This window comes from Leptospira noguchii serovar Panama str. CZ214 (assembly GCF_000306255.2).
Lineage (GTDB): Bacteria > Spirochaetota > Leptospiria > Leptospirales > Leptospiraceae > Leptospira > Leptospira noguchii.
This window is the reverse complement of sequence record NZ_AKWY02000021.1, coordinates 391,045-417,733: the sequence shown is the minus strand read 5'-3', so window position 1 is coordinate 417,733 and position 26,689 is coordinate 391,045. Positions and strand designations below refer to the sequence as shown.

At 36.1% G+C, this 26,689-nt stretch carries 21 protein-coding genes, 2 tRNA genes and 1 pseudogene; 9 read left to right on the top strand and 15 right to left on the bottom strand.

All coding sequences use genetic code 11. The annotated features are described in order from the left end of the window. Positions 1 to 579: an NUDIX hydrolase gene (locus tag LEP1GSC059_RS12175; protein WP_002152359.1), complete on the bottom strand. Its 579-nt coding sequence runs from the start codon at positions 577 to 579 to the stop codon at positions 1 to 3. Positions 580 to 1,095: 516 nt separating this feature from the next. Between LEP1GSC059_RS12175 and LEP1GSC059_RS12170 the strand changes: the two genes are divergently transcribed. The 6 genes from LEP1GSC059_RS12170 (at position 1,096) to LEP1GSC059_RS12145 (ending at position 8,410) form a co-directional block, all read left to right on the top strand. After that, on the top strand, positions 1,096 to 3,120 hold the full coding sequence (locus tag LEP1GSC059_RS12170; protein ID WP_017215872.1) for an ATP-dependent helicase: 2,025 nt from the start codon (positions 1,096 to 1,098) through the stop codon (positions 3,118 to 3,120). 2 nt (positions 3,121 to 3,122) lie between these two features. Then, the gene (locus LEP1GSC059_RS12165) at positions 3,123 to 3,773 is read left to right on the top strand and encodes a tetratricopeptide repeat protein (protein WP_036026815.1); all 651 of its coding nucleotides are present in this window, start codon (positions 3,123 to 3,125) and stop codon (positions 3,771 to 3,773) included. Positions 3,774 to 3,790: 17 nt separating this feature from the next. Then, positions 3,791 to 5,983, top strand: a complete 2,193-nt coding sequence (locus LEP1GSC059_RS12160; RefSeq protein WP_020980784.1) for an LIC_12586 family protein — start codon at positions 3,791 to 3,793, stop codon at positions 5,981 to 5,983. Beyond that, positions 5,953 to 6,357: a hypothetical protein gene (locus tag LEP1GSC059_RS12155; protein WP_017215870.1), complete on the top strand. Its 405-nt coding sequence runs from the start codon at positions 5,953 to 5,955 to the stop codon at positions 6,355 to 6,357. The genes LEP1GSC059_RS12160 and LEP1GSC059_RS12155 overlap by 31 nt, the downstream gene beginning before the upstream one ends. Positions 6,358 to 7,016: 659 nt before the next feature. Then, positions 7,017 to 7,412, top strand: a complete 396-nt coding sequence (locus LEP1GSC059_RS12150) for a hypothetical protein (protein WP_036057514.1) — start codon at positions 7,017 to 7,019, stop codon at positions 7,410 to 7,412. Between the two features lie 515 nt (positions 7,413 to 7,927). Next, on the top strand, positions 7,928 to 8,410 hold the full coding sequence (locus LEP1GSC059_RS12145) for an SRPBCC family protein (protein ID WP_020980838.1): 483 nt from the start codon (positions 7,928 to 7,930) through the stop codon (positions 8,408 to 8,410). Positions 8,411 to 8,757: 347 nt separating this feature from the next. Here LEP1GSC059_RS12145 and LEP1GSC059_RS24235 read toward each other — a convergent pair. From LEP1GSC059_RS24235 to LEP1GSC059_RS12080, 11 genes and pseudogenes are all read right to left on the bottom strand, one after another. Then, positions 8,758 to 9,078, bottom strand: a pseudogene (locus tag LEP1GSC059_RS24235) (hypothetical protein); the annotation flags it as partial. A 511-nt stretch (positions 9,079 to 9,589) separates the two neighbouring features. Next, positions 9,590 to 9,796: a hypothetical protein gene (locus tag LEP1GSC059_RS23700; RefSeq protein ID WP_017215867.1), complete on the bottom strand. Its 207-nt coding sequence runs from the start codon at positions 9,794 to 9,796 to the stop codon at positions 9,590 to 9,592. Positions 9,797 to 10,105: 309 nt separating this feature from the next. Next, positions 10,106 to 11,395, bottom strand: coding sequence for a lipid-A-disaccharide synthase (gene lpxB, locus LEP1GSC059_RS12130; RefSeq protein ID WP_201028174.1), 1,290 nt, complete (start codon positions 11,393 to 11,395; stop codon positions 10,106 to 10,108). Continuing rightward, positions 11,349 to 12,197, bottom strand: a complete 849-nt coding sequence (locus tag LEP1GSC059_RS12125; RefSeq protein ID WP_020980849.1) for an LpxI family protein — start codon at positions 12,195 to 12,197, stop codon at positions 11,349 to 11,351. Before LEP1GSC059_RS12125 ends, lpxB begins: the two co-directional genes overlap by 47 nt. A 12-nt stretch (positions 12,198 to 12,209) precedes the next feature. Next, the gene (locus LEP1GSC059_RS12120) at positions 12,210 to 12,455 is read right to left on the bottom strand and encodes an FmdB family zinc ribbon protein (protein ID WP_002179581.1); all 246 of its coding nucleotides are present in this window, start codon (positions 12,453 to 12,455) and stop codon (positions 12,210 to 12,212) included. 38 nt (positions 12,456 to 12,493) lie between these two features. Next, the gene (locus LEP1GSC059_RS12115) at positions 12,494 to 13,927 is read right to left on the bottom strand and encodes an SH3 domain-containing protein (RefSeq protein ID WP_017215864.1); all 1,434 of its coding nucleotides are present in this window, start codon (positions 13,925 to 13,927) and stop codon (positions 12,494 to 12,496) included. A 21-nt stretch (positions 13,928 to 13,948) separates the two neighbouring features. Beyond that, complete coding sequence (locus LEP1GSC059_RS12110; protein ID WP_017215863.1) at positions 13,949 to 15,517, bottom strand: TolC family protein; 1,569 nt, start codon at positions 15,515 to 15,517, stop codon at positions 13,949 to 13,951. Positions 15,518 to 15,799: 282 nt separating this feature from the next. Beyond that, positions 15,800 to 16,675 carry a succinate--CoA ligase subunit alpha gene (gene sucD, locus LEP1GSC059_RS12105; protein ID WP_002179562.1) on the bottom strand — a complete coding sequence of 292 codons (876 nt, stop codon included), beginning with the start codon at positions 16,673 to 16,675 and terminating at the stop codon, positions 15,800 to 15,802. A 12-nt stretch (positions 16,676 to 16,687) separates the two neighbouring features. Continuing rightward, positions 16,688 to 17,860, bottom strand: coding sequence for an ADP-forming succinate--CoA ligase subunit beta (gene sucC, locus LEP1GSC059_RS12100; protein WP_004443633.1), 1,173 nt, complete (start codon positions 17,858 to 17,860; stop codon positions 16,688 to 16,690). Between the two features lie 1,681 nt (positions 17,861 to 19,541). Continuing rightward, a complete protein-coding gene (locus LEP1GSC059_RS12085) occupies positions 19,542 to 20,186 on the bottom strand; it encodes a hypothetical protein (protein WP_017215861.1) in 645 nt (214 codons plus the stop codon). Beyond that, the gene (locus LEP1GSC059_RS12080) at positions 20,155 to 20,784 is read right to left on the bottom strand and encodes a J domain-containing protein (RefSeq protein ID WP_002179592.1); all 630 of its coding nucleotides are present in this window, start codon (positions 20,782 to 20,784) and stop codon (positions 20,155 to 20,157) included. Before LEP1GSC059_RS12080 ends, LEP1GSC059_RS12085 begins: the two co-directional genes overlap by 32 nt. A 99-nt stretch (positions 20,785 to 20,883) precedes the next feature. On the opposite strand from LEP1GSC059_RS12080, the gene miaB reads away from it, so the two are divergent. Genes miaB through LEP1GSC059_RS12065 form a run of 3 tightly spaced genes read left to right on the top strand, consistent with a single transcriptional unit; the run spans position 20,884 to position 24,972 of the window. After that, entirely contained in the window at positions 20,884 to 22,233 is a 1,350-nt protein-coding gene (miaB, locus tag LEP1GSC059_RS12075) for a tRNA (N6-isopentenyl adenosine(37)-C2)-methylthiotransferase MiaB (protein ID WP_017215860.1), read from the top strand. Then, positions 22,230 to 24,104, top strand: coding sequence for an LptF/LptG family permease (locus tag LEP1GSC059_RS12070; protein ID WP_020980856.1), 1,875 nt, complete (start codon positions 22,230 to 22,232; stop codon positions 24,102 to 24,104). The genes miaB and LEP1GSC059_RS12070 overlap by 4 nt, the downstream gene beginning before the upstream one ends. Before the next feature lie 40 nt (positions 24,105 to 24,144). Then, the gene (locus tag LEP1GSC059_RS12065; RefSeq protein WP_004422745.1) at positions 24,145 to 24,972 is read left to right on the top strand and encodes a hypothetical protein; all 828 of its coding nucleotides are present in this window, start codon (positions 24,145 to 24,147) and stop codon (positions 24,970 to 24,972) included. Between the two features lie 192 nt (positions 24,973 to 25,164). Here the strand turns inward: LEP1GSC059_RS12065 and LEP1GSC059_RS12060 are convergent. From LEP1GSC059_RS12060 to LEP1GSC059_RS12050, 3 genes are all read right to left on the bottom strand, one after another. Next, positions 25,165 to 25,239 (bottom strand) — tRNA-Glu (locus LEP1GSC059_RS12060). Between the two features lie 17 nt (positions 25,240 to 25,256). Next, positions 25,257 to 25,329 (bottom strand) — tRNA-Lys (locus tag LEP1GSC059_RS12055). 73 nt (positions 25,330 to 25,402) lie between these two features. Then, on the bottom strand, positions 25,403 to 26,680 hold the full coding sequence (locus tag LEP1GSC059_RS12050; RefSeq protein WP_004438310.1) for an adenylosuccinate synthase: 1,278 nt from the start codon (positions 26,678 to 26,680) through the stop codon (positions 25,403 to 25,405). Positions 26,681 to 26,689: the final 9 nt, after the last annotated feature.

Sequence of the window (26,689 nt, the reverse complement as noted above, 5' to 3'; positions counted from 1 at the left end):
TTAATACCGGATTGGGTTTTTGATAAAATACATTCCGAAAGCTGCAACTACCATACCATGATGAAGAATGTGATCGGCTATTAGTTTAGGAATATTTTCGATGGGAGTTTCAAAAATTTCAATTTGTTCGCTGTCGTCTAAGTTTTGTTCGTGTAATCTACGGGCGTTTCTGGCGATAAAGGTATGACACCAATTGTCTAAGATGGCTGGGTTTCCAGTGACCTTACCAAGATATTCCCAATCTTGAGATACGTAACCAGTTTCTTCTACAAGTTCTGCTTGAGCGGATTCTAATAGAGAATTTTTTTCTGCGATCCCGCCCGGAATTTCTAAACTAAAACGGTGGATTCCGTGTCTATATTGATCGACTAGAATGATTTTATTATCTGTAGTAAGTGCAATTATATTGACCCAATCCAAGGATTCTAAATGAAAAAAGTCTTTGGAAACTTTTTTATCAGGAGAGGTTATATTCCAGGAAACTAACTTAAAAATAGGAGTGTTTACTAAGTCTTTTCGATTGATCTTAGACCAGAGATTAGAATGAGGATTGTATTCTTCCGGTAGAAACGGTTTCATAAAATTTTCCTTTTTTCGAAACTAGATAGTTTAAGTTTCGGTTGTAATTTAAAGAAATAAGTTGGATTTAAATACATTCAATTTTTATAATAAAAAAGATTTTATGGATTTTTTTCCAAGATAAATTGAAAAGATCGGAACGATTTAAGCTTCTGATTCTAAATAAGAATTTCCCTGTCCACATTGTCAAGTTAAGAGATGGAAAGTGGATTCGATCAAATGTAACAAAAACATTGATAAAGGAGCCGAAGTAGATCTTATTTTATGCGAAAAAAAAGAACAGAATTTATTCTATCGGATTTTTAGTTCGGTAGAAGTAGTTTCAAAAAGAATTTAAGATACAAATTGTAAAATTTTTGAGATCATCTTTCGTAATTCAAAAAGTAAAAACCTATAACAGCGATTTAGACGTTAGATGGACACAATACGATTTCAGAAACAGAAAACGTCGAGTATAAACGGAGCTGGGTACATGATTGACAGAATCTTTCTTTCCTTAACTATGTCACATGTTTTATGAAACTCAGTCCTGAACAGGAAAAAGCGGTTTGTCACGTAGACGGCCCCATTCTAATTTTTGCAGGCGCAGGTTCCGGAAAAACCAGGGTAATCTCCAACCGGATCGCGCATTTGATCGAAAACGCGGGAGTTTCCGCAGGAAAAATAGTAGCCTTATCTTTTACCAATAAAAGCGCGAGAGAAATGGAAGAGCGGGTCCGAAAGATGATTCCAAGACAAAAACTTAAGGGGATCATACTTTCCACGTTTCATTCTTTAGGATTAAACATACTCAAAAAACACATAGGACTTTTGGGATATAAACATCCGTTCCTATTGATGAATCAGAATGACCAAGAAGGATTCTTAACAACATTATTAATTGCTAATAAAGTAGAATTAAAAAAAGCTAAAGTATCTGAGGTTCTCGGAAAAATATCCCGAATTAAAAATTCAGGACCGGCATACAGGGAATATCTGGACTCCTCTCTTGTAGAATCAGATCAGGTCGCCAATCTAGTTTATGATAGTTATCAAAAATCTCTGAAAGAACAAAATTCTCTCGACTTCGACGATCTTATACTTTTGCCCGGAATACTACTAAAAGAATTTTCGGAGGTCAGAGAAGAATATCATAAAAAGTATCAATACTTTATGGTGGATGAGTTTCAAGATACCAATCAAACTCAATATATATTTTTAAGGGCTTTAATGGGAGAAAATCGGAATTTATGCGTAGTAGGAGACGACGATCAATCTATTTATGCGTTTCGAGGATCGGATCTAAGTCTGATTTTAAATTTTGAAAAGGATTTTCCGGAGGCAAACATAGTTCGCCTTTTAGAAAACTACAGATCTACTTCCGTGATCATACAAGGAGCCAATTCGCTTATCAAAAATAATCTTTCTAGAAAATCAAAAGAACTTTTTTCTTCCATACCTGGCGGAAGAAAAATCCGTTATTTGGAAAGAATGGATGAAAAGGACGAAGCCGCTTATGTAGTGGATTGTATCCGAGAAGAGATGATTAAAGACGCAAGGGTCGGAAGCCAAATTTCTATATTATTTAGAACTAATTTTCAAACCAGGCCCTTCGAAGAAGAACTTAGAAGTAGATCTATACCTTATAAACTTGTGGGAGGATATAACTTCTTTGATCGAAAGGAAGTTCGAGATATGATTTCTTATATCCGATTGATTGCCAATACAAAAGACGACGCTTCTTTACTCCGAGTTTTAAATTATCCAAAACGAGGAATAGGACCAGGAAGTATTTCACTCATTCACGAGAAGGCTTCTCAAATGGGAGAATCTTTATATGAAATTCTTTTTAGAGTTTGTGAGTCTCCGGATTTTATTTCTAACTTACAAAAAAAAATTCAGTCAGAAATTTATAATTTTGTAAACTTGATCGAAAAAACTAAGAAAAAGTTTTCCACGGCGCCTAAGATGTATTATGCGTTTCGGGAATTTATCCAAGAAGTAGGAATCGAAAAAGAAATTTTACTCGAAGAAAAAGACGAGAAAGTAGCAAAGGCTCGTACTTTCAATTTATCTGAATTAGTAAACATGATGTCTTACTTCGAAGAGAATCACGATTCTCCCGAAAAACCAACGTTATTCGATTTTATCAATCGACTGAATTTACTTATGGAAGACGAAAATCCGTCCGATGAGGATAAGGAAGATAATCGTGTACAATTGTTAACAATTCATCAATCGAAAGGATTGGAATTTGAATCGGTTTATGTCCCTGGAATGGAAGAAGGAATTCTTCCTAACGCTAGAGTATTAACAGAAGAGTCCTCTGTGGACGAGGAGAGACGTCTACTGTACGTTGCGATGACCCGTGCCAGAAAGCATTTATGCTTGACAGGTGCCGCAAATAGACGAAAGTTTGGGGAGCAAATCGCTACCCAAACCTCCCGATTTCTAACTGAAATTGATCCGGAGACTATGGACTGGGTTTCCAATGATGAGGTTCGACAGCAAGAGACGGAAGATTTCTTCGCCGAACTAGAAAAATTGAAAACAGGATCGTAAGCATGACATTCAATACAATAATCATTACCGTAATAACGTCGTTTCTATTTATATCTAACTGTACTAGCAGTCAGAAAACCGTGGATTCCGGACTTTCTCAGGAATTAGTGATCCGCTCTAAAATTCAATCGATTGATTCCCAACTTTCCTTTTCGCAATTGGATGAAAAAAAACGTTCTTCTTTGTTGATGGAAAAGGCAAAGTTACTGATTCAAATTGAATCCTATAAAGAAGCAACCGTTGTCTTAAAAGAGATTCAAAATTCCAAAGAAGGAAAAAGCCTAGAACATTTAGATCATTATTTAGGAACGGCTTATTTAGGAATCAATGATACCGAGAACGCGATCGTTCATTTTAGAAAGTCAGAATCTGTAGATAAAAATTACGAGTCTACAAATCGTAAAAAAATGTATGCAAAGGCGCTCTATCAAGAAGAAAAATACGGTTTGGCTTTGGGCATTTTAGGTCGTGCCTCCAGAGAAAAGGATTTCGAAAAAGATATTCTATTTTATGAAACTGTCGCAAATAGTTTTATGCGAATTAAGGAATTTAAAAGATGTCAGATGGTTCTGGAAGAAGGGCTTCAGAAATTTCCGGAAAGTCCGGTTCTGAAGGAAATCCAAGAGCAACTTTCTCAGGTTCTTCCAAGATAATTCAGTACAATTCTAAATTGGTCCGGATTCGAAACAAATTCGCTTCCGGTGATCTCATCCGTTATCTCGGGTCTATTTTCTTTTTTTTAAAAGAAAACCGAAAAACTAAAATTACACTCATCTTCTTTTTTCTCACGATTTCTATCTATATGATCTTAGTTGAATCTGTTGGATATTATGTACGAAATTATCTTTTGGATTTGAGAGGAGTGAAGGAACTTTCCAGAAACTTTATCAACAAGGAATTAGGAAGAGCAGTGACTTTAGGAGTTGTGGAGTATGATTTTCCCAACGCTGTTGTATTTGAAGATTTTAGAATTTCTTCTGAAGAAGACTTTGCTCTCAACCATATCTTATTTAGAACCAATAAAATTCGATTTCGACTTGGAGGTTTGTGGAAGGGGCAACCTTTTGTTCGAGGAATTGTAGTTAAGGATTCTTCGATCAATATAGACTTGGAGGATCAGATTTCGGGAGAACTGATCGGTTATATTCAAAAAATTAATATTCCAGAAATTCGTTTGATGAATACTACGATAACAATTTCTCGTGGAGGGGAAGAAATCCTAAACGCATTAAAGGGAATTGATATAGTGATCACCAAACAGCCCGAAGGTGTAATCGTCTCCGTTAGTGATTCCTTATTTCCGTTTCCTTATTCTAGATATATTCAAGGAACGTTCAAAACCAAGTTTCATTCGGACGAATCCAAAAGTAGTTTCCGTTTTCAGAACGTAAAAGCCGAGAAGGTTCGGGGAATTTATTCGTTGTTCGGAAAGATAGCTCCTAGTTCCGGAAAAATTTCAGGTGAATACGAGATTCTTTTAAATGGAAAAAAAGTTTCCATAATAGGTAAAAACCGATTCACCAATGTGTCAGGTAAAATTTTACAAGAACTCCCTTTGGGTTTAAAAATTCCAGATTTAAAAGACGCGGATCTAGTTCATGAAATGGATTTAAAGTTAGACGAAATTGGAGAAAAACAGATTCATATCTTTACAAAAGAAGAAAATATATTTCGTCTAACGTATAAAGTGAATCCTAAAAAACTTTCCACTTGGGAGGTTTTTGCGGATTGGAAAAACGTTCATGAGTTAAAATCTATTTTTCAATTTCCGGGAGATCTGGAAATTTTAGAAGGAGGTTTTGAGCTAAAAGGTAAATGGGAAGAAACCGGAAATTACGGGGATTGGATTAAAAGTGAGGCCTATTTGAGGCTTTCTGGTTTTTATTGGAAAGATCCTTTTTTAGATTTCCGTTTAGATGAAGCAAAGGTCAACATTCTAACTGGAAATACGTTGGAGTTTAACGCAAAAGGAAGCCTGTTTCAAGAACCGATTCTAACTAAAATTATAGGCAAAACCGGTTGGAAAAAATCCGTCCGGGGCAACGGTACTTTTTATTATCCTCTTTACAACGACTGGAAATGGGAACTCGATCTGGACCGGATTTCTGTGAAGAACTTTCTTCCGATTTATCATTTGTGGAAGAATTGGATTCGCACCGATATTAAAACTCGCCAAGAAAAGTTAATTCCGGAAATCCGTTGGACTAGAACACCATTTTACAAATATTTAATGGAATATACTACCTTTACGATTCAATGGAAAGCAAAGTCGTTTCGTTTTAGTGAAAAGGATTTAGGAAATGTTACTTTAAGCGGTAAAGTGGTTCCTTTTTTTTCCAGATTAGATCTCAAAGGTTTTAGAGAGGGAAATCAGTTTTTAGAGGCGTTTACAAATTTCACATTCGGGCAAGACAATCCTTATATGGATCTCAAGATTAAAATTGCGGAAATGCCTTGGGAAGAGCCAGTAAACGGTTTTTGTGGATCTTGGATCATTCCGGAAACGATTACTTCGGATACTACAATTCGTCTTTTCGGAGATGACTTTTTAGCGCTTCATAATTCTTTAAATGTTTCGCATAACGTAATTTTTAATCGATCTCGTTTTCAGGATAAAAGATCACTTCCTTTAAATCTTAGAGAACCTTTTGATTTTGGATACGAACATAACCTCTTACCTACATTGTCATACTATAGAAATATCTTTTGGAAAAACGAAACGGCGGACTTAAAGGGTTATGGGGCCGTGGAAGGTAACCGAGTAAGAATCAGCGCCAACGGAATGTTAAACGATACTTTTGTTAGTAGAAAGTTTAAGGAGGAATCCGGAGAATGCAGACTGGAATCGATCGGAGACAGATAATTTTAATTACGTTTGGAGTTTTCTTAACAACTTTAGTTGCTTTCGGAATTTATCTTTTTATATTCAAAAATTCTAATATTTTAATCGTAAAAAATTTGGAAACAAAAATCGATATGGCTGGAACTTGGAGAGTTTCTACTATTGTTCCTACAATACAAATTCGGTTTATCAGCGATAGAGAAGCGATTCTTTTAGAAGAAAGTTCAGAAACCAAGTTATATCTTATGGAAGACGGGGAAGGATTGCAGTTGAGAAGAAGAGGGGAGGAAACTCCTATTGGCTACTTTTTATTTCGAGAATTGAAAAAAGATTCGTGGCAAGGCCTTTGGGGAGACAATCTTGTTGTTTTAAAAAGGGTTTCCGAAGGTAATTAATATCTGTTAGCTGATGTTTAAAAAACTCGTTTTAAAACGCATTCACAGAGAGAGTTTTGCTTAGTTTGAATGCGAAAACATATAAGAAGAGATAACCAACCTCACAGGTTTAAGAAGTGTTTTGAATCAAAAATGCAGATTTTTCAAATGTTCTAATAAAGGTGGGCTTTTTTACTTGCAAAAAGTATAATTTTCTGATATAGAAGAACTCCTAATCTTCCCACCACACCACCTAAAAATAAAAGTGGGTGCAGGCCTTTTCACGAAAGATTGTCGTATTTCCGAGAGATTTATCTTCATCTCTAATTGATTGTATTGAGAGAACGTGACTTGAGTTCAAGAAGTTAGATGTTTTAGTATCTGGGAACTCATACAATTTTTAATATTAGAGTTGTTAAAAAATTAATTATCTATTCATTTCTATTTTATGGAAATGGACGATTGAAGTAGTTTTGTTAAACGCCATTATCGAATTTTTCAAAAACTCTATTATTTAAAATTTCTAATGAAATACTACACAAAATTATAATTAGGTGATTATAATTGATGATGAAATTTGTTTTAGAATCATTGGATTTTCACTTTCAATGTAGTAACTTTGTAAAATTTTTATTATGAGAAAGAAAAGGTTAAAACATACAACTTTTACCGTCTGCAGAATTTTTTGCGGTTGGAGATTGATCAACTCTTATACCGAGCTGAATCGACTAAGAACCGGTGTTTTAAAATATGATTTTTTAACACAGCGATCTTTTTTTAACGATGATCTCATTCAAACCCCAAATATTTTAGAAGAAATTGAAATATTTTTTTCGGAAGAATTAGATCGTATGTCTCTTACAAGAACGGCGTTTCATCTTGCATTTTTAAAAGTGAAAATTATTCAAATCCTTATTGAATCTAAAAATAGTAAAAAATTCGAAAAGCACACGCACAAATCCAACTATTTATCCTATCAATATCGATTTGATTGTGAATGTAGAATTTTAACAGACGAATTTGAGTATATTGGAAAATACGAATGTATTACTGGATTACCAGATAGCTTTTGTTGATTGAGCTATTTTCTGAATTTTATTGTAAAATCACGATTTGTAATGGTTTCCAAAAATTAAGTCATATTACAGATTTTTAAAGATTTATTTTCTGTGACTGGATTTGTATGTGTTCTACATTTGGAAGTTTTACTGCAAAATCGTAAAACAAATTTGGACGACTGGTCTTATCGCAAAATTTTTGTTTTTGTGTCAAAAGATTCTAATTATTGAATTAACCCTTCAAAGAAGTTTGAGAGAGTGGTTGTAATTGCCTAAATTGGAACGTTTTGTCTAAGTAATTCTATCGAATTCACCCTTCCTTTTTTACGATTAATAATCCTGAGTTTTCCAAAAATTACATTATGGTACAACGATCCAAGGACTTAAAATGAAAACGATCTCTCCGGTTTTGTTCTAAGAAGATTTAAAATTAGGATCTGAAAGCGCTTTAGAAACAGAATCGTGCTTGTCTAGTTTTAATATATTAATATAATATAACATATTAAAAAAATAATGTTTTAAGAGAAAATTATATGAATTTAAAATTTACGATACAAACTAAAATTCAAAAACCTTTAGAAGTCGTTTTTCAAGCTGTGTATGATCCAAAACAGTTAAGCAGTTATTTTACTACTGGAGGTGCTAGCGGACCTTTAAAGTCTAAAACCGAAGTGATTTGGAAATTTGCGGATTTTCCTTCGGAAGAAGGAGTTCGTGTATTTGTCAAAGAAGTGGAAATGAATTCCAAAATTATTTTAGAGTGGGATGCTCACGAAGGAGGTTATGAAAGCCAAAACGATTTGCTTACTACTGGTGGATACAAAACTCTTATAGAAATAAGTTTTGAATCCTTAGATTCAAGCAATACACTTGTAAAAATTACGGAGTCAGGGTGGAGAGAATCCCAGGCAGCATTAGACGGTTCCTATATGAATTGTCAAGGTTGGATGAATATGAGCTGTTGTTTGAAGGCATATTTAGAATATGGGATTAATTTGAGAAAAGGATTTTTTTGAAAAATTAGAGTTGTTGAAAAGTTCTATAGTGGTGATTAACAAAACTGCTTCAATAGACCTTTCCCATGAAACAAAATCCATTATTCAAAAAATATATTATAAAAATAGTATATTTAAATATATTGATATAATTGAAGAATATTTTTAAACTAAGTTGCTTGTTCGGAAAAATGAAAATAATACTAAAGGTTTTAGAGCGATTTTATCAAAGGTGTGAAGTTTTCAAAAAAACGTGTTGAATTCCGATTTATTAGATTTTTAAAGAAGATTTTATCTTATATTTTAATTTTTAAAATAAAATTCATCATAAGCATTATTTTTATTCATGAGAATTATATATTTTCTTTTTAGTTTTCGAAATTAAATAAACTTTTTGCTTTTTTAAATTCGGCGTATAACATAAAAGATTTATTGATTGGTTTAACAAAAATTTCTGCAATTTCGGCGGGAAAAAAACCTAACCCTGCTGTCTTCATAAAACGTTCTGCTATAAAATTCGGCTGAGTCTTTATCAATCGATAAGATTACTTCTTCTGGAAGACAATGAAACACGTTTTCTTCGTTAACTTTAACTAAAAAAGTTGTTAAAAAACAAAATCACGTTTTTGAGGACGATTATAAATTAGAACACCGTCGATGGCAACAAGAACATTTTTTTGGGAAGTAGCCGGTCTATAAGGTCAATCAAGGACACTTTTGATTTTTATGATGTAAGCTATAAATTTAAATTTTACTGATCACACAAAGATGAATACTATGAGTTAGTTCCAAAATTTTAAAATCAAGTTTATTTGAATATTTAAAAAATATGTAAATCTTAAAAGAAACGGTCTCATTGTTGTATGATTTCAACAACTCTAATGATCCTATAAAATTGCGTACCGTAAATTTATATTGCAAAACCCTGTTTCAAAGCAAAATTTTATTATCATGGTTTTTTAGTAGTTAACGTGAGTTCGGCATAACAAATGCGAAAGCGATTGTAGCGGAAATTCCGAAGGAATTGGAGCGAAAAGCGCGGTCGTGAGCCATTTTAACTATGAAATTTGCGAGCGATTCGCCCCAATTTTCTTACGTCGAACTCACGTTAGTTAGGATTTATTTTAATAGGTTATACAGTACATGTGATCAAAGAAAGAGGAGACAATTTCAAATTCGGACATACAGCGAATTTTTTCTTTATTTGATTTCTATTCTTGTTGTCTGCCAAAAGTAGTAACTGTCGCCTTGATTACTAGAATTCAATCTATCAACTTCACTTTTGGCGTCTTCTATGTTCCAAACGATTTTTTTTATAGTGATACAATTTGCGAGATTGTTGTCAGTCCTGTCCTTGTAGAAATCAATACGAACAATTGCGAAGGCTTGTTGGTATCGTCTTGACATAAAAAATCAAATTTTTAATTATTTTTAAGTTCAGGTCAAATCTTTATTTTATATAGAAATTTCAAATATTAGAGAATTTTTGAATATAAAGTAGGTAACTTGTTTTTCTATCTGCAGTTATAGATTAGAGCAATTTTTCGGATATTTAGATATAAAATACTCTGAAGAAATTGGTCCAAATGATGGGCTGCCCAGAATTTTTTAAAAAAAAGAATAAAGTGTTTTCGAGTTTATTTTATTTGTTTTAAAAATTTTATCTTTTTATTTTTAAAAAATATAAAATTATTCTAATATAATAAAATTTTAAATTTATATCTGTTGCTCTGGGTTTCCGGATTCTTGATTCGTCTTTTTTGTAATTCCTTTAATCAATTTTGTAATTTCTCTGGAAGCGTATCTGGAAGAATTGTCGCTGCCTAAAGCCTCTTTCACTTTACGAATGTCTTCTATCGTTTTATTTCTATATTTTTTGTTTTCTAAAAGTGTCAGAGTTTCCTCGACGATGTTGTTCGGAGAACACTCCGCCTGGATCAGTTCTCTGCAAATTTCTTGACCAGCGAGAATGTTTACAAGACCGATATTAGGAGTTTGAATAAAAAGAGAACCAATTACATAAGTGAACATACTAACTTTGTAAAGTATAATCATCGGTTTTTCGAAATAAGCAACTTCTAATGTAGCGGTTCCGGAAGCGACTAAAACCAGGTCTGAGGTTTCGATTGCGCGGAGGGAACGATCAAATAGATATTCAATTGTTAAGTTTGGAAATTTGGATTTGACGAGTTCTATTTTTTCTAATATAAAAACTTCTTCTTTTTGATTGATATTTGGTAAAAGAAAACGAATTTTCTTATTATCGTTTTTATAATGATCCGAAAGTTGGCCCGCAGATTCTAAAAGATCGCCTAAGATTCTTCTAATTTCGCCGCTTCTAGAACCAGGCATCAAAGTGATTGTAAAATGGAATTGAGTTTTGTCTTCCGACTCTGGAATTACCGCTTCCTTTCGGAGTTTTTCTTTTAGACGAACTGCGAGAGGATGGCCTACAAATTCGCAAGGAACACCATAACGATCGTAGATTTGTTTTTCAAAAGGAAACAAAACGAGCATCAAATCAACGTTATCTCGGATTGTATAAATCCGATCGAACTTCCAGGCCCAAAGTTGAGGAGAAACATAAAAGATAACCGTGATCTCTAATTTTTTCAACTCTTTGGCAAGACGAAGATTAAAACCTGGGTAGTCGATTAAGATGGCGTGAGAACAATTTTTTTCGATGGCGAGGTTGATCAATCTTCCGATCAAAGATTTTAAAAATCTATATTTAAAGAGGATCGCGGAAAAACCGATGATCGAAAGTTCTTCCATGGATTCGATCGAAGTAAAACCTTCCTCGATCATTCTCTCTCCGCCTACCCCAAAGGTTTCCAAGTCAGGAAAGTTTTTTTTGAGTTCTCGAATAAGTTCACCGCCCAGAATATCTCCGGAATGTTCTCCGGCTAACATTAGAATTTTTGGATCGGTCGTAACTACGCCCATTCGAGACGGTCGGCTACCGGATTTTTTGGATTGTAGAGTTGATTTTCTTAAGGTTGCCACTTCCGATACTCAAAATATTGATTTTAAATTTTTCTGCAAGGTTAATAAATTCTTTTGGATGGACAATGATCGTTTCACCCGTTCTAAGAGCTAAGGTCCCACAGTTGTTTTCATACATCGTTTTTAAAGTGTTTTCGCCAACTGTGGGAAGATCAAAACGATAATCTTGGCCTGGTTTGGAACTTTTACAAACGGTCGCCTTTCCTTTTTTAGCAAAAGAACCACCTCTACAAATCGCAAGATCAGTACCTTCCACCGCTTCGACAGCAAGAACGGATTTATCTAAAACGACTACTGTTTGACCAATGTCTAAACCGGCCATTTTTTCGGCGTAATCCATTCCAAAGGTAATATCTTCCAATTCTTTTTGATTCAAAGGTTTTTTAGTAAATCTACCTTCTGGGAGAAATAGGGATTGAAGAAAAGTCTTTTGAGAAATGATTGAGATTTTTTCTTTTGCAAATTCGTCGGCAACGGTTTTAAAAATAGAATAGTCGTGTTTGTTGATCATTCTGGCGAGAAGTGCTATTGCCTTCAGATCAAATTTCAAATTTTTGAATATAATCTCTTTCTTAACTTTGCCTAGGAGAAGTAATCGATCCACGTTGTGACGTTTGCATAACTTCATAAGAGTTCCGATTTTTACGATATGAATTGGAATGTTTCGATCTCCGTACATTCCAACGTGAAAATCAGATTCTATGATGGAAAAAAAAATAGGATCTTCGCCCGCCGCGAGGGCTTCTTTCATACCGATATGAGGGAGTTCTCCCGCACCGGCAAGAATACCTAGTTTTCCCAAACTAAAAACCCGTCAATCCGAAGAGGAAGTAGTAGCGGAAGAAGTTGTGGAAGACGATTCTCCAGAGCCGCTCTTTTTATAATCGGTCACATAAAAACCGGTTCCTTTAAAAATGATTCCAGACCCGTTGGAAATCATCCTTTCCACTTCCCCTTTTTTACCACAGAGATGACAATCTTTGATTGGATCGTCCTTCATGGAATGGAATTGTTCAAAAACTTGACCGCAGGCTTTGCATTTATAGTCGTATGTTGGCATGGATTATCCTTTATTAGAATATTCTAAATTACTATTGCTCATGGAACAAATTTAAATTGAAAGACGCTCAAACTAGAATCTCCATTTTCCCTAGACATAGGAAGACAAAACTTCCACCGTATTCCGGAAGTAGGGTCTATCGTATTCAAGGAATCGATACCGGAAAGGGCCATTTTTTCAGAAACAATTAAACCAGCTTGGAAACCAGAAGAGCCGTTTTGAACGTTTAGACGAAATCTTCTTTTGGAAAAATTGTCTCCGGTAATATATCTATTTCGGTTGATGGAAACACTTTCTTTGTCCATTTCTATTTCGAAAGTTTTACGTAAATCCCCGGGAGGACCAGCTAACAATGTAAAGATGGGGATCGTTTCATTTCCCTCTAAAAAAGAAACGTAAAACTCCAAATTTCGGAAAGGTTCATCCACAGAACGGCAAATTAGATCGTATTTACTTTTGGAGGAATGTAGAATCATTCCGGAGTCTCCGTCTAACGCAATTTTTTCGGTAGGGTGATATTCTCCCTGAAATCCATTTGGCGGAGAAGATTCTTTCCAAGACTCAAAGTCCCAAACTGGAGACCGATCTAAAGCACGGAAATATTCTTCCATCGTTTGAGAAATAGAAAGATCCGAAGAAATGTTTTTTAAAAAACCGGAAAAGATCCAACCCACGTTTCCATTTCTTAGATCTACAATTTGGTTCCAACTTCCCCTTTTACCGGCTATCGTTTCAGTTCGTGAATCACGATCGAGTATAAAAACGGTTTCCCCGCCTTTGAACTGAAACGAAATAGGATTTTCGGTTCCGGGACCGGTTCTAACGTTTAGATTTTTACCTTCGATGATCGCCTTACTACCGTTAAACGGAGAATCTTCTTTTCCTGAAAAGTATTCTAGTAATTTAGAAAGTCGTGATCGGCCGTTTTCGTTTAATTCTTTTGCAGAACCAGCAGAAAGAGATTTGAGCAAGGCTTGATTGTATTCGTTGTAAAGTGGAAGTGGATTGGAAGAAATGAGTTTTACTAAATATCTGGAAAGAACGTCCACGGTTTCGTATTCCGCGCCTAAGTATAATTTTCTACAAAGCGCTCTCGTTTTGAGAAAGGAGCCTTCGGGTAAAAAGGAAAAAAATCGATCTTCGAATGTGAAGATCGTTCTTCCTCCTACTTCCCTTTTAAAAAATTTAAGCCCTGATTTTTCCGCAAACCTGGAGACTACTTTTTCTTTTTTCTCGTAAGGGATGGTTAAAAGATGGAAGTTAAATTCCGCGAGTGACATAGAAGCGTAGGAGTAATCCTCTAAGTCCGGATCTTTTTTACTTAGAACTTCTAAAACTACTTCTTCCCAATTCGATTTAGAAAAATTTTTATAAACGGAATCGGTTTTACGAGTGAGAATTTTCCAAACAAGAAAACCGATTAAAATGGAAGAGAAGATAAGGCCGAGGACTACAAAAAAACTCTTTCTCAATTCGTACCCTCGACTTTGAAATCAATCTAAATGCGGAATCAGTTTATCTCTATCTACTTGAAAGCGTTCCATAAGAGCGTTTTTAGCGAGATAATAGCGCAACAAATCGATGTTAAAGTTTACTTTTGCCTGAGTCAGTCTGAGTTGATCTTGAACGTGTGTGTCTAACGCGTTTTTCACGGCGACTGCGTCTGCTCTACCTTGACGGAAACTTCTCAGAACCCCATTGTAGTAGTTTGAGGTTTCTCTTTCGGTAACGATATTGTTTTTATAAATTCTGTGACTTGCTTCTAAAGCTTCGATTCTAGTTTTTACGTCGTCTCTTACTTCGTTTTTAAGTTCTTCTTCTTTAAGAGTCGCTTGACGCATTCCTATATTTGCGTCTCTTACACCTGCATAAATTCCTTTGTCCGCGATTGGATAAACAAAATTTACTTGTCCAGTCCATTCTTTATACTTTGCGGTTGTAATTCCTTGGTTGGCGTCGTTATAGTTGTCTTGAGGAGAAATGATATTCTGAGCTTGGCTTGCACCGGTTCCGGAAAGAGTCAGAGTAGGAAGACGATCGTTGTTTGCGTTTTTTAAGGCAGCTTCTGCGATTTCTTTTTGTTTGAGAGCGTTTAAAAAGTCTGCTCTGTGTTTATAAGCATATTCTAAATCTTTTGTATATTCCGGCTTTTCTATTAGCTCTTCTAAAAGATTCGTTTCTTCGGAAAGTGTAGTATCGTCCGGAATTTTAAGAGAACGGATGAGTTTGCGTTTTGATTCTTCTTTTTGAACTTGAGCAGTTTCTAATTGGTTTTGTGCTTGAGCCAGAAGCGCATTCCATTGATTGACTTCGAAACTTTCAGAAAGTCCGAGGCTTTGTTTACGAGCTGTAAGATTGCGAATGTTTCTAGTATTCTCAACGAGTTGTTTGTATGTTTTAACTGCTTGTGTTTTGATCGAATAGTCCCAGAAGTCTACGAGTGAATCTACGATCACTGAAGAAATCTGTTGTGATACTTGGTTCTTTACGATTTCTGCTTGGGATTCTAAAATTTTAACTTCGTTTCTACCCTTATATCCAAATGAGTTTTTTAGTAAGTCTTGGCTGATGGTAGCTCTTACAAATCCTGTATAAAGTGGGGGAATTCCTAAGGAACTAAATCCGGCTGGTGTGGTAGAAGGATTTTCAAATGCGTTCGAGTCGAATCTTCTGCTCCCAGCTTCTAGTTTGAAATAAGTTCCAGTGGTTTGAAGAATTTTTTCGATTCCGCCCTTGATCGTATCGTCTGAAATTTTTGTTCCTGTAAAGAAGTTTGCTTGGTTAAAAGGAAGAATGGACTGACTGGATTTTCCGTCTGCTATTAATCTCCAAGAATATTTAGAATCGTTTTTTAGAAAATTTGTATCTGATTTTGCAAGTTCATAACGAAGGTTTTGAAGGTTATAATTACTCTCTAACGCGCGTTTGACGGTTTCTTCTGTGGTGAGTTTGAGAGTGGAACCTTCTGCAAAAAGTGTAGAAGATAGAAGAATTAAATTGCCTAAAAGAAATACTGACAATTTTAGAATCCTTTGTTTCCAATTTTTAAATTTGTTTTCCATTTTGAAACTCCTTACTTTCTCTCAAACACTTTTGCAAGTTGTTCTGGATTTGGGCTTAGTTCCCGTTTTTGATCCAGTAAATTTTAGTTTTGCACCACTCTAGAAAGAATTAATCCCACCTACTCAAATACTGTCAAGCTAAGATACAAAGTAAGAGGTCGAAATACCGACCACTTTACTTATTCTTTGAAACAGCTCCTTTATTTTTGAAAACCAAAAAGTCAGAAAATTCTTTTCCAACCTTTTATTTCTTTTAAAACATTCGTTTCTAATTGGACAAAATTATCCCAGAGCCTTTTTCATTTTTTCTCCAACTTCTGCAATGGATTGGCAGACTTGAATTCCTGCTTCTTGCATTGCTTTCATCTTAGAAGTAGCAGTTCCTAGGCCGCCACTGATGATCGCTCCTGCGTGTCCCATTCTTTTGCCAGGAGGTGCCGTTTGACCCGCGATAAAACCTACCACAGGTTTTTTGACGTGGTTTTTAATATATTCGGCCGCTTCCTCTTCGGAAGTTCCGCCAATTTCACCGATCATTACGATTCCTTTGGTTTCAGGGTCTTCGTTTAACAATTTGATCGCTTCGGTGTGGTTCATTCCTGGAACTGGGTCTCCTCCGATTCCGATACAAGTGGATTGTCCCAGACCTTGTTTTGTGATCTGAGCCACCGATTCATACGTCAGAGTCCCGGAACGAGACACAATTCCCACAGAACCTGGACTGTGGATAAAACCTGGCATGATCCCGAGTTTTTGTTTTGCACGAGGAGTGATCACTCCTGGACAGTTTGGTCCTACTAATTTTGTTTTAGAATTTCGGAGTACGCTGTAAACCTTCAGCATGTCGTGCGTAGGAATTCCTTCTGTAATGCAGATTACGAGAGGAAGTTCGGCGAGAATTCCTTCGATGATCGCATCGGCTGCAAATGCGGGCGGAACAAAAATGACCGCTGCGTTTGCGTCTTCGTTTTTAATGGAATCTTTGATTGTGTTGAAAACTGGAATTTTATCTTCCCATTTGCTTCCGCCTTTACCAGGAGTTACTCCGGCTACGACCTTGGTGCCGTAAGCGAGCATTTGTGTCGCGTGGAAGGAGCCTTCTTTACCGGTGATTCCCTGAACTACAACTTTTGTATTTTCATCTACTAATACTGCCATGTATATTCTCTCTTACCCAATCAGTTTGGCAATGGTACTTGCCGCTTCTCGGAGATCGTCTACTCCGGTAATTTTTAATCCGCTTTTGTTGAGTACTTCTCTTCCCAGTTCCGAGTTGGTACCTTGAAGACGAACCACAAGGGGGACTTTCAGATCTACGGCCTTAGCCGCTTCTATAATTCCTTCGGCAACCATGTCACAACGAACGATTCCACCAAAGATGTTTACGAAAATTCCTTTTACATTTGGATCACCTAAAATAATTTTGAATCCGTTGGTTACTGTGGTTTTGTTTGCTCCACCACCTACGTCCAAAAAGTTGGCAGGTTCCGCACCTGCAAGTTTTACGATATCCATAGTAGCCATTGCAAGCCCGGCTCCGTTTACCATACAACCAATGTTTCCGTCTAACTTAACGTAGTTGAGATTGAACTCGGAAGCTTGAACTTCAAGGGGATCTTCTTCGGTGATGTCCCGGAAAGAAGCGTTGTCTGCGTGACGATAGAGAGCATTTTCATCTAAATCGATTTTACAATCGCCAGCGATGATTTCATTCTGTTTGGTAAGAATGAGTGGGTTGATTTCCAAAAGGGAAGCGTCTTCTTTGATATACGCTTCGTAGATCGCCATCACTAAACTTTGAAAAGATTTGTGGGATTCAGAAGGAAGTCCAAGTTCGAAAGCAAGTTGTCTGGCTTGGTTTACTTGGAGACCGATTCCTGGATCGATTGCAATTTTCAGGATTTTTTCGGGATGAGTTTCGGCTACTTCTTCGATTTCCATTCCACCTTCTGTGGAAGCCATGATGATGGTTTTGCGGATGGAACGATCGAGTAAGATACTCAGATAGTATTCTTTTGCGATGTCGATTCCTTGTTCCAGATATACTTTGAGGACTTTTTTTCCTTCGGGTCCGGTTTGGGGAGTGATGAGCTGCATGCCTAAGATTTTATCAACGGCTGCGATTGCGTCTTCTTTGGTTTTAGTTACTTTGACTCCACCGCCTTTTCCCCGCCCTCCGGCGTGAATTTGAGCTTTTACAACTACGACGGAACCGCCGGTTTTGGACGTAACTTCGTCATGGGCTTTGGAAGCGTTTTCTTTTTTATCGATTACGACTCCAAAAGGAACGTTGGCTTTGTGCCTTCTCAGGATTTCTTTTGCCTGATACTCGTGAATTTTCATGAATTAACCTTAGTTCAGTGCTTTTATGAGATGATCATTTACTTGAAATAGATACTGTTTTCGGTGTGAACTTTGGTGTCAGTAAAAAATTGAATCTTGGAACGCTCAGATCGAGTTGAGATCGGTATATTCTCTTTGTAATTGAATTTATTGGAATTTAAAATGGATTTTTTTGTTTCAGTAAAAGTGAGAGTTTCCACTTGATAAATTACAATTCATCTTTTACAAAATGGAATTGATCTGTTGTTTTTATTTAAAATCTGTCCAAAAACCGTCCATTTTGGGAACTTATACACAGAAATTAGAATCATAAAAGAATGCTAAAAACTATATATCATACGATATAATGGTTTCTGTGGGAGTTCACACGTTTTATTGAATATTCAAAAAAAATGATTCTAGGATTTTGAGGCGGGTTCTTAAAAAAGAACGGAAGAATATTAGAGTTGTTGAAAAAATCTCCATCTGTTTTTGCTTTAAGAAAACGATCGATTGAAGCAGTTTTGTTAATCTGAATTATGGAATTTTTCAACAAATCTAATAGAAGGAAAAATTTTTCTAAAAATAGTAGTTCCGACTTTTCGAATAAAAATAAGTGAAGCCTGATTTACTTTGATTCATTGAGAGTAATCGTTCCACATTTTAAGAATGATCTGTAAAATCTGTGTTTGTAATAGTTCCCACATTTTGAGAATGATCTGTAAAATCTGTGTTTGTGTTTTCTCGCCCTGAAAGTTAAAGTAAGACAATCAGCTTTAATTCAAAGCGCAACTAAAGCCAAAGTCCACGATTACTTGGATCTGAAATGAATCTGTCGGAAATACGACAATGGTAGCACCGTATTTTGATTTTTTGGGGGGACCTAATCGTATTGTTTCTTGTGGGTTGCAAAGATTCTTCTCTATCAGAAAATCATACTTTTTGCAGGTAAAAAGACTCACTTTTGTCGGAACACTTAAAAAATCTGTATTTTAAATTCAAAATACTTCTCAATTTGTGAGATTGATTCTAATTAGAAGTGTATTGCTGTACAGGTCGTTTTTTGGATTAAAAATCTGAGGAGATAATCAATTGGTAAAAAGTAAAATTTTGATCATTCAATTAGTTTGAGCCCTTATGGGCTGGTTCTGTAGAAAATTTATAAAAATATAAAAAACAGAATATAATAAAATAATAAACTATAAAATTGTAATTTATTTTTGTCTTCCATCTTTATAAAATTGAGCGCCTGCATTTTTTAAGTCCCGTTTGTGTAAGTTCGATAGAGCCCAATGTGAAAGCGATTGAAACGGAGGAACTCAGCAAAATGCTCTTTCAAATTCAGTGTCTCACTCTTTGTATCGCTCGACAGATCGCGTTAAACTCAGCAGAACGCTCTCTATGGATCGCGTTAAACTCAGCAGAACGCTCTCTATGGATCGCGTTCTATATTAAAGCTAAATATTGCATAATGTTTCTTTTATGCAATTGATTGACCAAGGCTGAAAGTGCGACTCTGGATTCGTCTCGATTTTCTTTCTCTGAATTTATATTAGAATTATCGAAAGTACTAATTAATAAAACTGTTTCAATTGACCGTTTCCAAAAAACAGAAGGAGAATTCATTTTTAAACAACTCTATGATTGAAGTGTTAAGTTATTGGATTTGGTTTTTTATTAGTAGTTTTTGAGTAAAAGAAATTCAAAGATAGGGATCTAAGTATTTTTTCCCCTGTAGATGGCTTGGAAAAAAAATCGGAAATTTTTTACCGGTTCGTGCTCTGGATCTTCTGTAAGATTTGGAGGAATTCCAGAAAGTTTCGTATTCGGAATCCAAACGAAAAAGAAGTTTTTCCCAAAAGATAAAATGAGAGTCAACAAATTCTTGACGAATGTCTTTAGCTCTCAAAGTAAGTGGACATTTGCCTGTAAATTCTTTCATAAACACTAAACCGACTAAAATTCCTCTGGTATCTAAATAAGGTTCCAGTGGAAAGGTTCTACAACTGATAGAACGATTGTCTCTTTCGCAAAATTGGATTCCTTTACATTCACAAAATAAAGTCTCTTTAGAATCATACTCCGCAAGCATCTTCTTATCCACTTCCGTTTCTGGTTTCCAGACTTTCCAAAGGTCGGTTCTTTTTTGTAACATAGAAAATTCGGAAACGTATAAAGTTGGGACCGCGTTATCTGCAATACAACAAAATGGAACCCCATCGTTGTCTGGTTTGCATAATTCTCCACAATCGAACTCGGTTAATTCTTCTTGGAGCAATGAATAATAATAGGAAATTTCATCTTCGGCGAGATGTTTAGGATCGTTTTTCTTGGTTATCGTTTTCAATGGATGCGGTTCTCCGGTTTGGGACAATTCTGCTTTTTTTCGAACTTAGGATCTTACGAAAGATTGCATATCCTAAAAATAGAATTCCGGAAGAACAAAGAATTCCCCACTTTCTATAAAACAATTCAAGGTTAGGAGAAAGAAAATGGTTTTTTTGTGCCAATGCCATAAAAAGAGCAAAAATCGTTAAGAGAGAAAATGCGCTTAGAAAAAATAATACTGTGATTCTTAGATTTTTTAGAGTAGTTTCTAAATCTCTTTTAAATTCTAAAAAACGAGAATAGAATTCTTTGGTTTCTTCTCCTTCGGACAATTTCTGTACGTTATAAAATGATTCAAACTCTTCCGGAACCTTGGTAGTATCTAAAAGTAGAAATTCATAATTTAGAGTTTTATCGTATTCTTCTCTAACTTCTGGAGAACTTAAAGTTAAGTAAGCTCTAATTCCTTCTTCTCGATCTAATTCTCTGGATGGGTTCCAAGGATCGGATTCTAACTTTTCTAAATACTTTTTAAAAGCGAATTCAATTTTTTCCAGGTCGCAATTCCGAGGAACCTCTAGAAGTTGATAGTAGTTCGGTTTTGTATTTACTGCCATAAAGATTTTTGAACGTAGGGTTTCACTTCTAAAAACACTGGTTTTCCTATCTATGGAAAACCCCTTTACAGTCCGTCCTGCAAGCAGAAATTCAGTTCTATGAGCGTTCTGGAACAGGAAAAAAAGTCAGGAAAAGTCTATATCGAGACTTATGGCTGTCAGATGAATGAATATGACTCTGGGATTGTTTCCAGTTTAATGAAAGATGCAGAGTATTCTACTTCTTCCGACCCAGAGAGTTCCGATATTATTTTCTTAAACACTTGCGCGATTCGAGAAAACGCTCATGCAAAGATTTATAATCGCCTTCAATCTTTAGGATATTTGAAAAAAAGAAATCCAAATCTGGTAATTGGGGTTTTAGGTTGTATGGCTCAGAATTTGGGCGACGATCTTTTTCATCAGGAACTTCCTTTGGACTTGGTCGTAGGACCGGACAATTATAGAAGTCTGCCAGAACTCATCCAAAGAATTCGGGGAGGGGAAAATTCTATTTCTCTAACCCGTCTTTCTAAAATTGAAACTTACGACGAAATAGAACCTAGGGTAGTCAACGGAATCCAAGCATTCGTTACGATCATGAGAGGTTGTAATAATTTTTGTACTTTTTGTGTGGTTCCTTATACTCGAGGAAGGGAACGTAGTCGTGATCCTAAAAGTATCGTTCGTGAAGTTCAAGATTTGGTACAAAAAGGAATTCGTCAGATAACTCTTCTTGGACAAAACGTAAATTCCTACAAAGAACAAGACACGGATTTTGCCGGTTTGATCCGGATGCTTTTGGATGAAACTTCCATCGAGAGAATTCGTTTTACTTCTCCCCATCCGAAAGATTTTCCGACTCATTTACTTCAATTGATGTCAGAGAATCCGCGTTTTTGTCCGAACATCCACCTTCCTTTACAAGCGGGGAATACTAGAGTTCTGGAAGAAATGAAACGTTCTTATTCCAAGGAAGAATTTTTAGACGTAGTCAAAGAAATTAGAAATATCGTTCCTGATGTAGGAATTACGACAGATATCATTGTAGGTTTTCCGAACGAAACGGAAGAAGAATTTGAGGATACACTTGCGGTTGTTCGCGAAGTTCAGTTTGATATGGCATTCATGTTCAAATATTCTGAAAGAGAAGGAACGATGGCTCAGAGAAAACTTCCGGATAACGTTCCAGAAGAAGTGAAATCTGCAAGACTTACGAAACTGGTAGATCTACAAACTTCAATTTCTCATGAACAGAATCGCGCTCGGGTCGGAAGAGTATATTCCATTTTAATTGAGAACATTTCCCGTAAGTCGGAAAAACAACTCTGTGGAAGAACCCCGTGCGGAAGAATGACTGTGTTTCCTCTTCCCGAAGGGGCAAACGCTTCCAGTATGATCGGTTCTACGGTTTCTGTCCAAATCGAAAGTGCAACCAGCGCAACCCTCAAAGGAAGGATCCTTGCTTGAAGGATGGCGACAATCGCAAGAAGACTTCTGCTAAAAAGTCAACGGCGCGTGCGTCCTCAAAACAAACAAATTCTTCTAAGAAAAATCAAGACGACTTACCTAACAAACAAATAACGAAATCTAAAAAAGATTCAGATTTTTCTGATGTGAGTTTGTCTTTCAAAAAAAAATCAGATTCTTCGCCTAACAAAAAAGATACGAAGACTAAAAAGGAAGTAGATTCATCATCTTCTTTAAATAAAAACAATTTGGGTGTGGCAAATTACGGAAAGGATCTAAGAACCGTTCGTTTGAGCAGCGTGGAAGATCTTCCTCCTGGTTTTACGGTTCATACAGACAAACGTAAGTTTTATATGATCGTTCCGATTTTAGATCGGTATATTCTGAGAGAAATACTTTCTCCGTTTTTAGTATCTCTTGCGTTTTTTACTATGGTATACATGGTTCTTGCGCTTCAGAAGATGATCGGTTTGTTTGTGGGAAAGGGAGTCGATCCTTTTCGACTTTTGGATTATTTCGGTTATCTTCTTGCAAATACACTTCCTATGACCATTCCGATGGCTTGTCTTATGAGTGGGATCATGGCGGCGGGAAGACTTTCTGGGGATTCTGAGATCACCGCGATTCGTTCCGCGGGAGTCAGTTTCCCTAGAATCTATATTAACTTTCTTGCATTTGGTTTCGTAATGGCTTTGTTAGTTGGTTATTTAAATTTTTATCTTTCTCCAGAAAATACCAGAAAGATGAACGAGTTCAACAAATGGGTTCTTGCATACAACCCTCTTCTTGCCATTACTCCAGGACAATTCAGCGGAGATAAAACCCAGGATCTTTTCGAAAAAAGAGCCAGAACTATGTATACCGAGGGAATGAATTCCGACACAGGACAACTCAAGGGAGTTCAGATCCGTGAGTGGGAAATTTTTTTAGAGGGAAACGAATACTTTCATATCGGTGGAAAAATGATCCCTATGGGCGGTTCTAGAATCATACAGATCATCAACGCTGCTAAAGGGAATCTCGTGGAAAAACTTGGTCCTGATGGGGAATATGAAAAATCAATTCGTCTTAAAGATGGTTGGATTTTGGAGTGGAGCGACGATCGAAAGACATTTTCTATCACTGATTTTAGGAATGGAGAAATGGATTACAATATTCCTAAAGGAAAAGAGAAAAAAACATTGGAGTTAAACGTAAAGCCGGAAACATTTTCTATGCCGGTTCTATTTCAAATTCGTAATAATATAGAAAGTGAAGGGCTAGAAAAAATTCCGGGACTGGAAACCTTACAAGAAATGGGAGTTCAGATCAAAGGTTTAATCGGGTTAAAACAAATGGTGGAGCAGATGAAAATCGAACTCGCTATGGGAGCAGCTAACGGAACTTTAACTCCGGATCAGATGACTCAACAATATTCTGTTTTGACTCAGTTGATGGCATTGATGCAACAGGGAAAAAAAGTTTTAACCGACTTTAACGTGGAAATTCATAGAAGGATTGCGATGCCTATTTCTTGTTTGATTTTTTTCTTTATCTCTTTCCCTCTAGGGCTTGTAGTCAAACGTTCCGGAAAGGGGATGAGTTTTACACTTGCGGTTGTTTTTTTAATGATCTATTTTACATTTTTCACTTTAGGAAGTACGATTTCTTATAACGATAAGATTCCTGATTGGATTGGTCCTTGGAGTGCTAACATTCTCATTGCTCTTTTAAGTATCAACATCATGATTAAAAGAACAGATATGGATCTTCCAAAACCAATTCAAAAGATTCTGGATCAAGTTTCAGATCTAAAATCAAAATTGACAGGCAGATTCGAAAGTTCAAAGATATGGGGAAAGATAAAAAAGATTATAAAAAGAGGTCCCTGAATCTGGAATTATTTTCCAGGTTAGTGTTAGAATGAATACAATGAGTCAAAAAAACGCGATCATTTGGCATATTACTTCAGGGAAGGAATTCCCGATCCAAATTTGGAAACATCCACGCGTAAACATAGAGTTGAGTAAAGTGGTTTTGGATGGTTTAGGAGCCATCGATTTATTGAAAGCGGATATTCATATCTTCTTTCTTTCCGTTAATTTAGAGGAATGGAAAAGGGTTAGAGAATTTATTAGAAAGTTTGAACTTCATCCCTACGCCAGTTTGATCATAATTTATTCCGATGAGGCGGAAAAGATCAATGGAATTGTTCCTGAAAATGGTAAAATCGAAGTGCTGGAACATCCGGTTCATCCTAGAAATTTAAGACTTATATTGGATAGAACCATTCAATCTGAATTTTATAAACTCGCCGCAAACGAAATCGGTAACAGTTGTTTGACGAACATAGGATTTTTTGAAGGTGTTTTTGAACTCGCTCAAAAAGAATATAAGGACGCAACAAAAGCCAACGAAGCATTACAAGCCATTTTAGAATTCGAATCCAAAGTCAAAAAGAACAACGAAGAAATCAATAAGGCCTTGGAAAGAGTTAATGAACTCAAAAACAAAGAATTATTAGCTCTGCATGAAAGATTGAAAGTTTCCGAGATCTTAGATTCTATGAAAACCCAGGAATTAAAAGACGCTCTTGATTTTAAAAAGGCAACGGAACAAGCATTGAATTATTCTCATATTGAAGAAATTCAATTGGATAAGATTTTAGAAGCCCAGGATCGGCTTTTTGCATATACAGAAAAAGAGATCAAAGATCTAATCGAAGAAAATCGAAATCTAAAAAAACGCCTAGGGATGTAATTAAGTTTTATTTATGGAAAAAACGGGCTTCTATAATATTTAATTTTTTTGAATATTCTATATTCAGAATGTAGTAAGAGATTTTGATTTCTTGTGTTAAAGATTCAATTTTTGCAGGTTTTAGAAAATTAGATTTTTTTAAAGTCTTTTTACGTTTGCAGAAATGATGGTTTACAAAGAAAAATTGAGAGGTGGTACCGCCAAGGGGAATTGAACCCCTGTTCCAAGAATGAAAATCTTGTGTCCTAACCACTAGACGATGGCGGCTAATAAGAACTTATCTTTGAGTCGTCGGGGATTCGAACCCCGGACCCATTCCTTAAAAGGGAATTGCTCTACCAGCTGAGCTAACGACTCGAAGCGTTACGAAATACACGATATTTATCGAGTATCGTGGGTCAATCAAAAACGGTTAAAAAAACTTCGATTCTTAAAAAGAATCTCCGTGAATCGTATCCTTTCTATCGGGACCAGTTGAAACTAAATTGATTTTTACTCCGATCCATTTTTCCAAAACAGAAATATAATTTTTACATTTCTCTGGAAGTTTTTGAAATTCACAGATGCCTGAAATATCGGATTTCCATCCTGGAAATTCTTCATAGATAACTTCTACTTTATCCAACCCTTGAGACGGAAAACAATCTAAAGTTTTTCCATTCAGTTTATATCCGATTGCAACCGGAATTGTATCATAGTCGGAAAGAATATCTATCTTTGTCAAAGCGATCGAAGTGATTCCGTTAATCCGAACGGAATGTTTTAACATTTCTACATCGAACCAACCGCAACGTCTTGGACGCCCCGTAGTCGCTCCAAACTCTCCCCCTTTTTGACGGAGTTTTTCTCCGGCTTCTCCTAAAAGTTCAGTAGGGAAGGGACCTTCTCCGACTCTCGTAGTATATGCCTTTGTAATTCCGATTACGTGTTTTAAATGTTGAAATGGAATTCCGGTTCCTATAAGAGCCCCTCCTGTGGTGGGGTTGGAGCTGGTCACATAGGGATAAGTTCCAAAGTCTACATCTAAACCGGTACCCTGGGCTCCCTCTAATAGAACCCGTTTCCCTTTTTTTAATTCTGCATCTAAATAATATGCAGTATTGATAATATTCTTTTTGACTTTGGAAAGAAAAAATTTCAAACCTTCGTTGATGTCGTTGTAAGAAACTGGAGGCATTCCGTAGAGTCTGTCTAGTTCCCTGTTTTTTTCTTCCACCAAATGTTTCAAACGTGTTTGGTAAGAATTGTCTAAAAGATCTCCTACTCGTAACCCGGTCCGCATCATTTTATCCGCGTAACAGATTCCAATTCCTTTTTTAGTAGTTCCGATCTTGTGTTCTTGACTGACCGTAGTTTCTCTTGCTGAATCGATCTGAGAATGATACGGAAAAAGAAGATGGCACGCGTCGCTTAACAAGAGTTTGTCGAAGACCGGAAATCCTTCTTTTTGAAGACGATCACATTCTTCTATGAAAAAAAGAGGATCTAAAACGACTCCATTCCCGATTACACAGATCGTCTGGTCGTAGATCACTCCCGAAGGAACTAAATGAAACACGTATTTTTTTCCGTGAACTACAACCGTATGTCCCGCGTTTGCTCCACCTTGATAACGAACAATGATGTCCGTGTCCTTGGAAAGAAAGTCAATTACCTTTGCCTTTCCTTCATCTCCCCATTGGGTCCCTACTACTAACGATGCGGACATAGTTTTTCC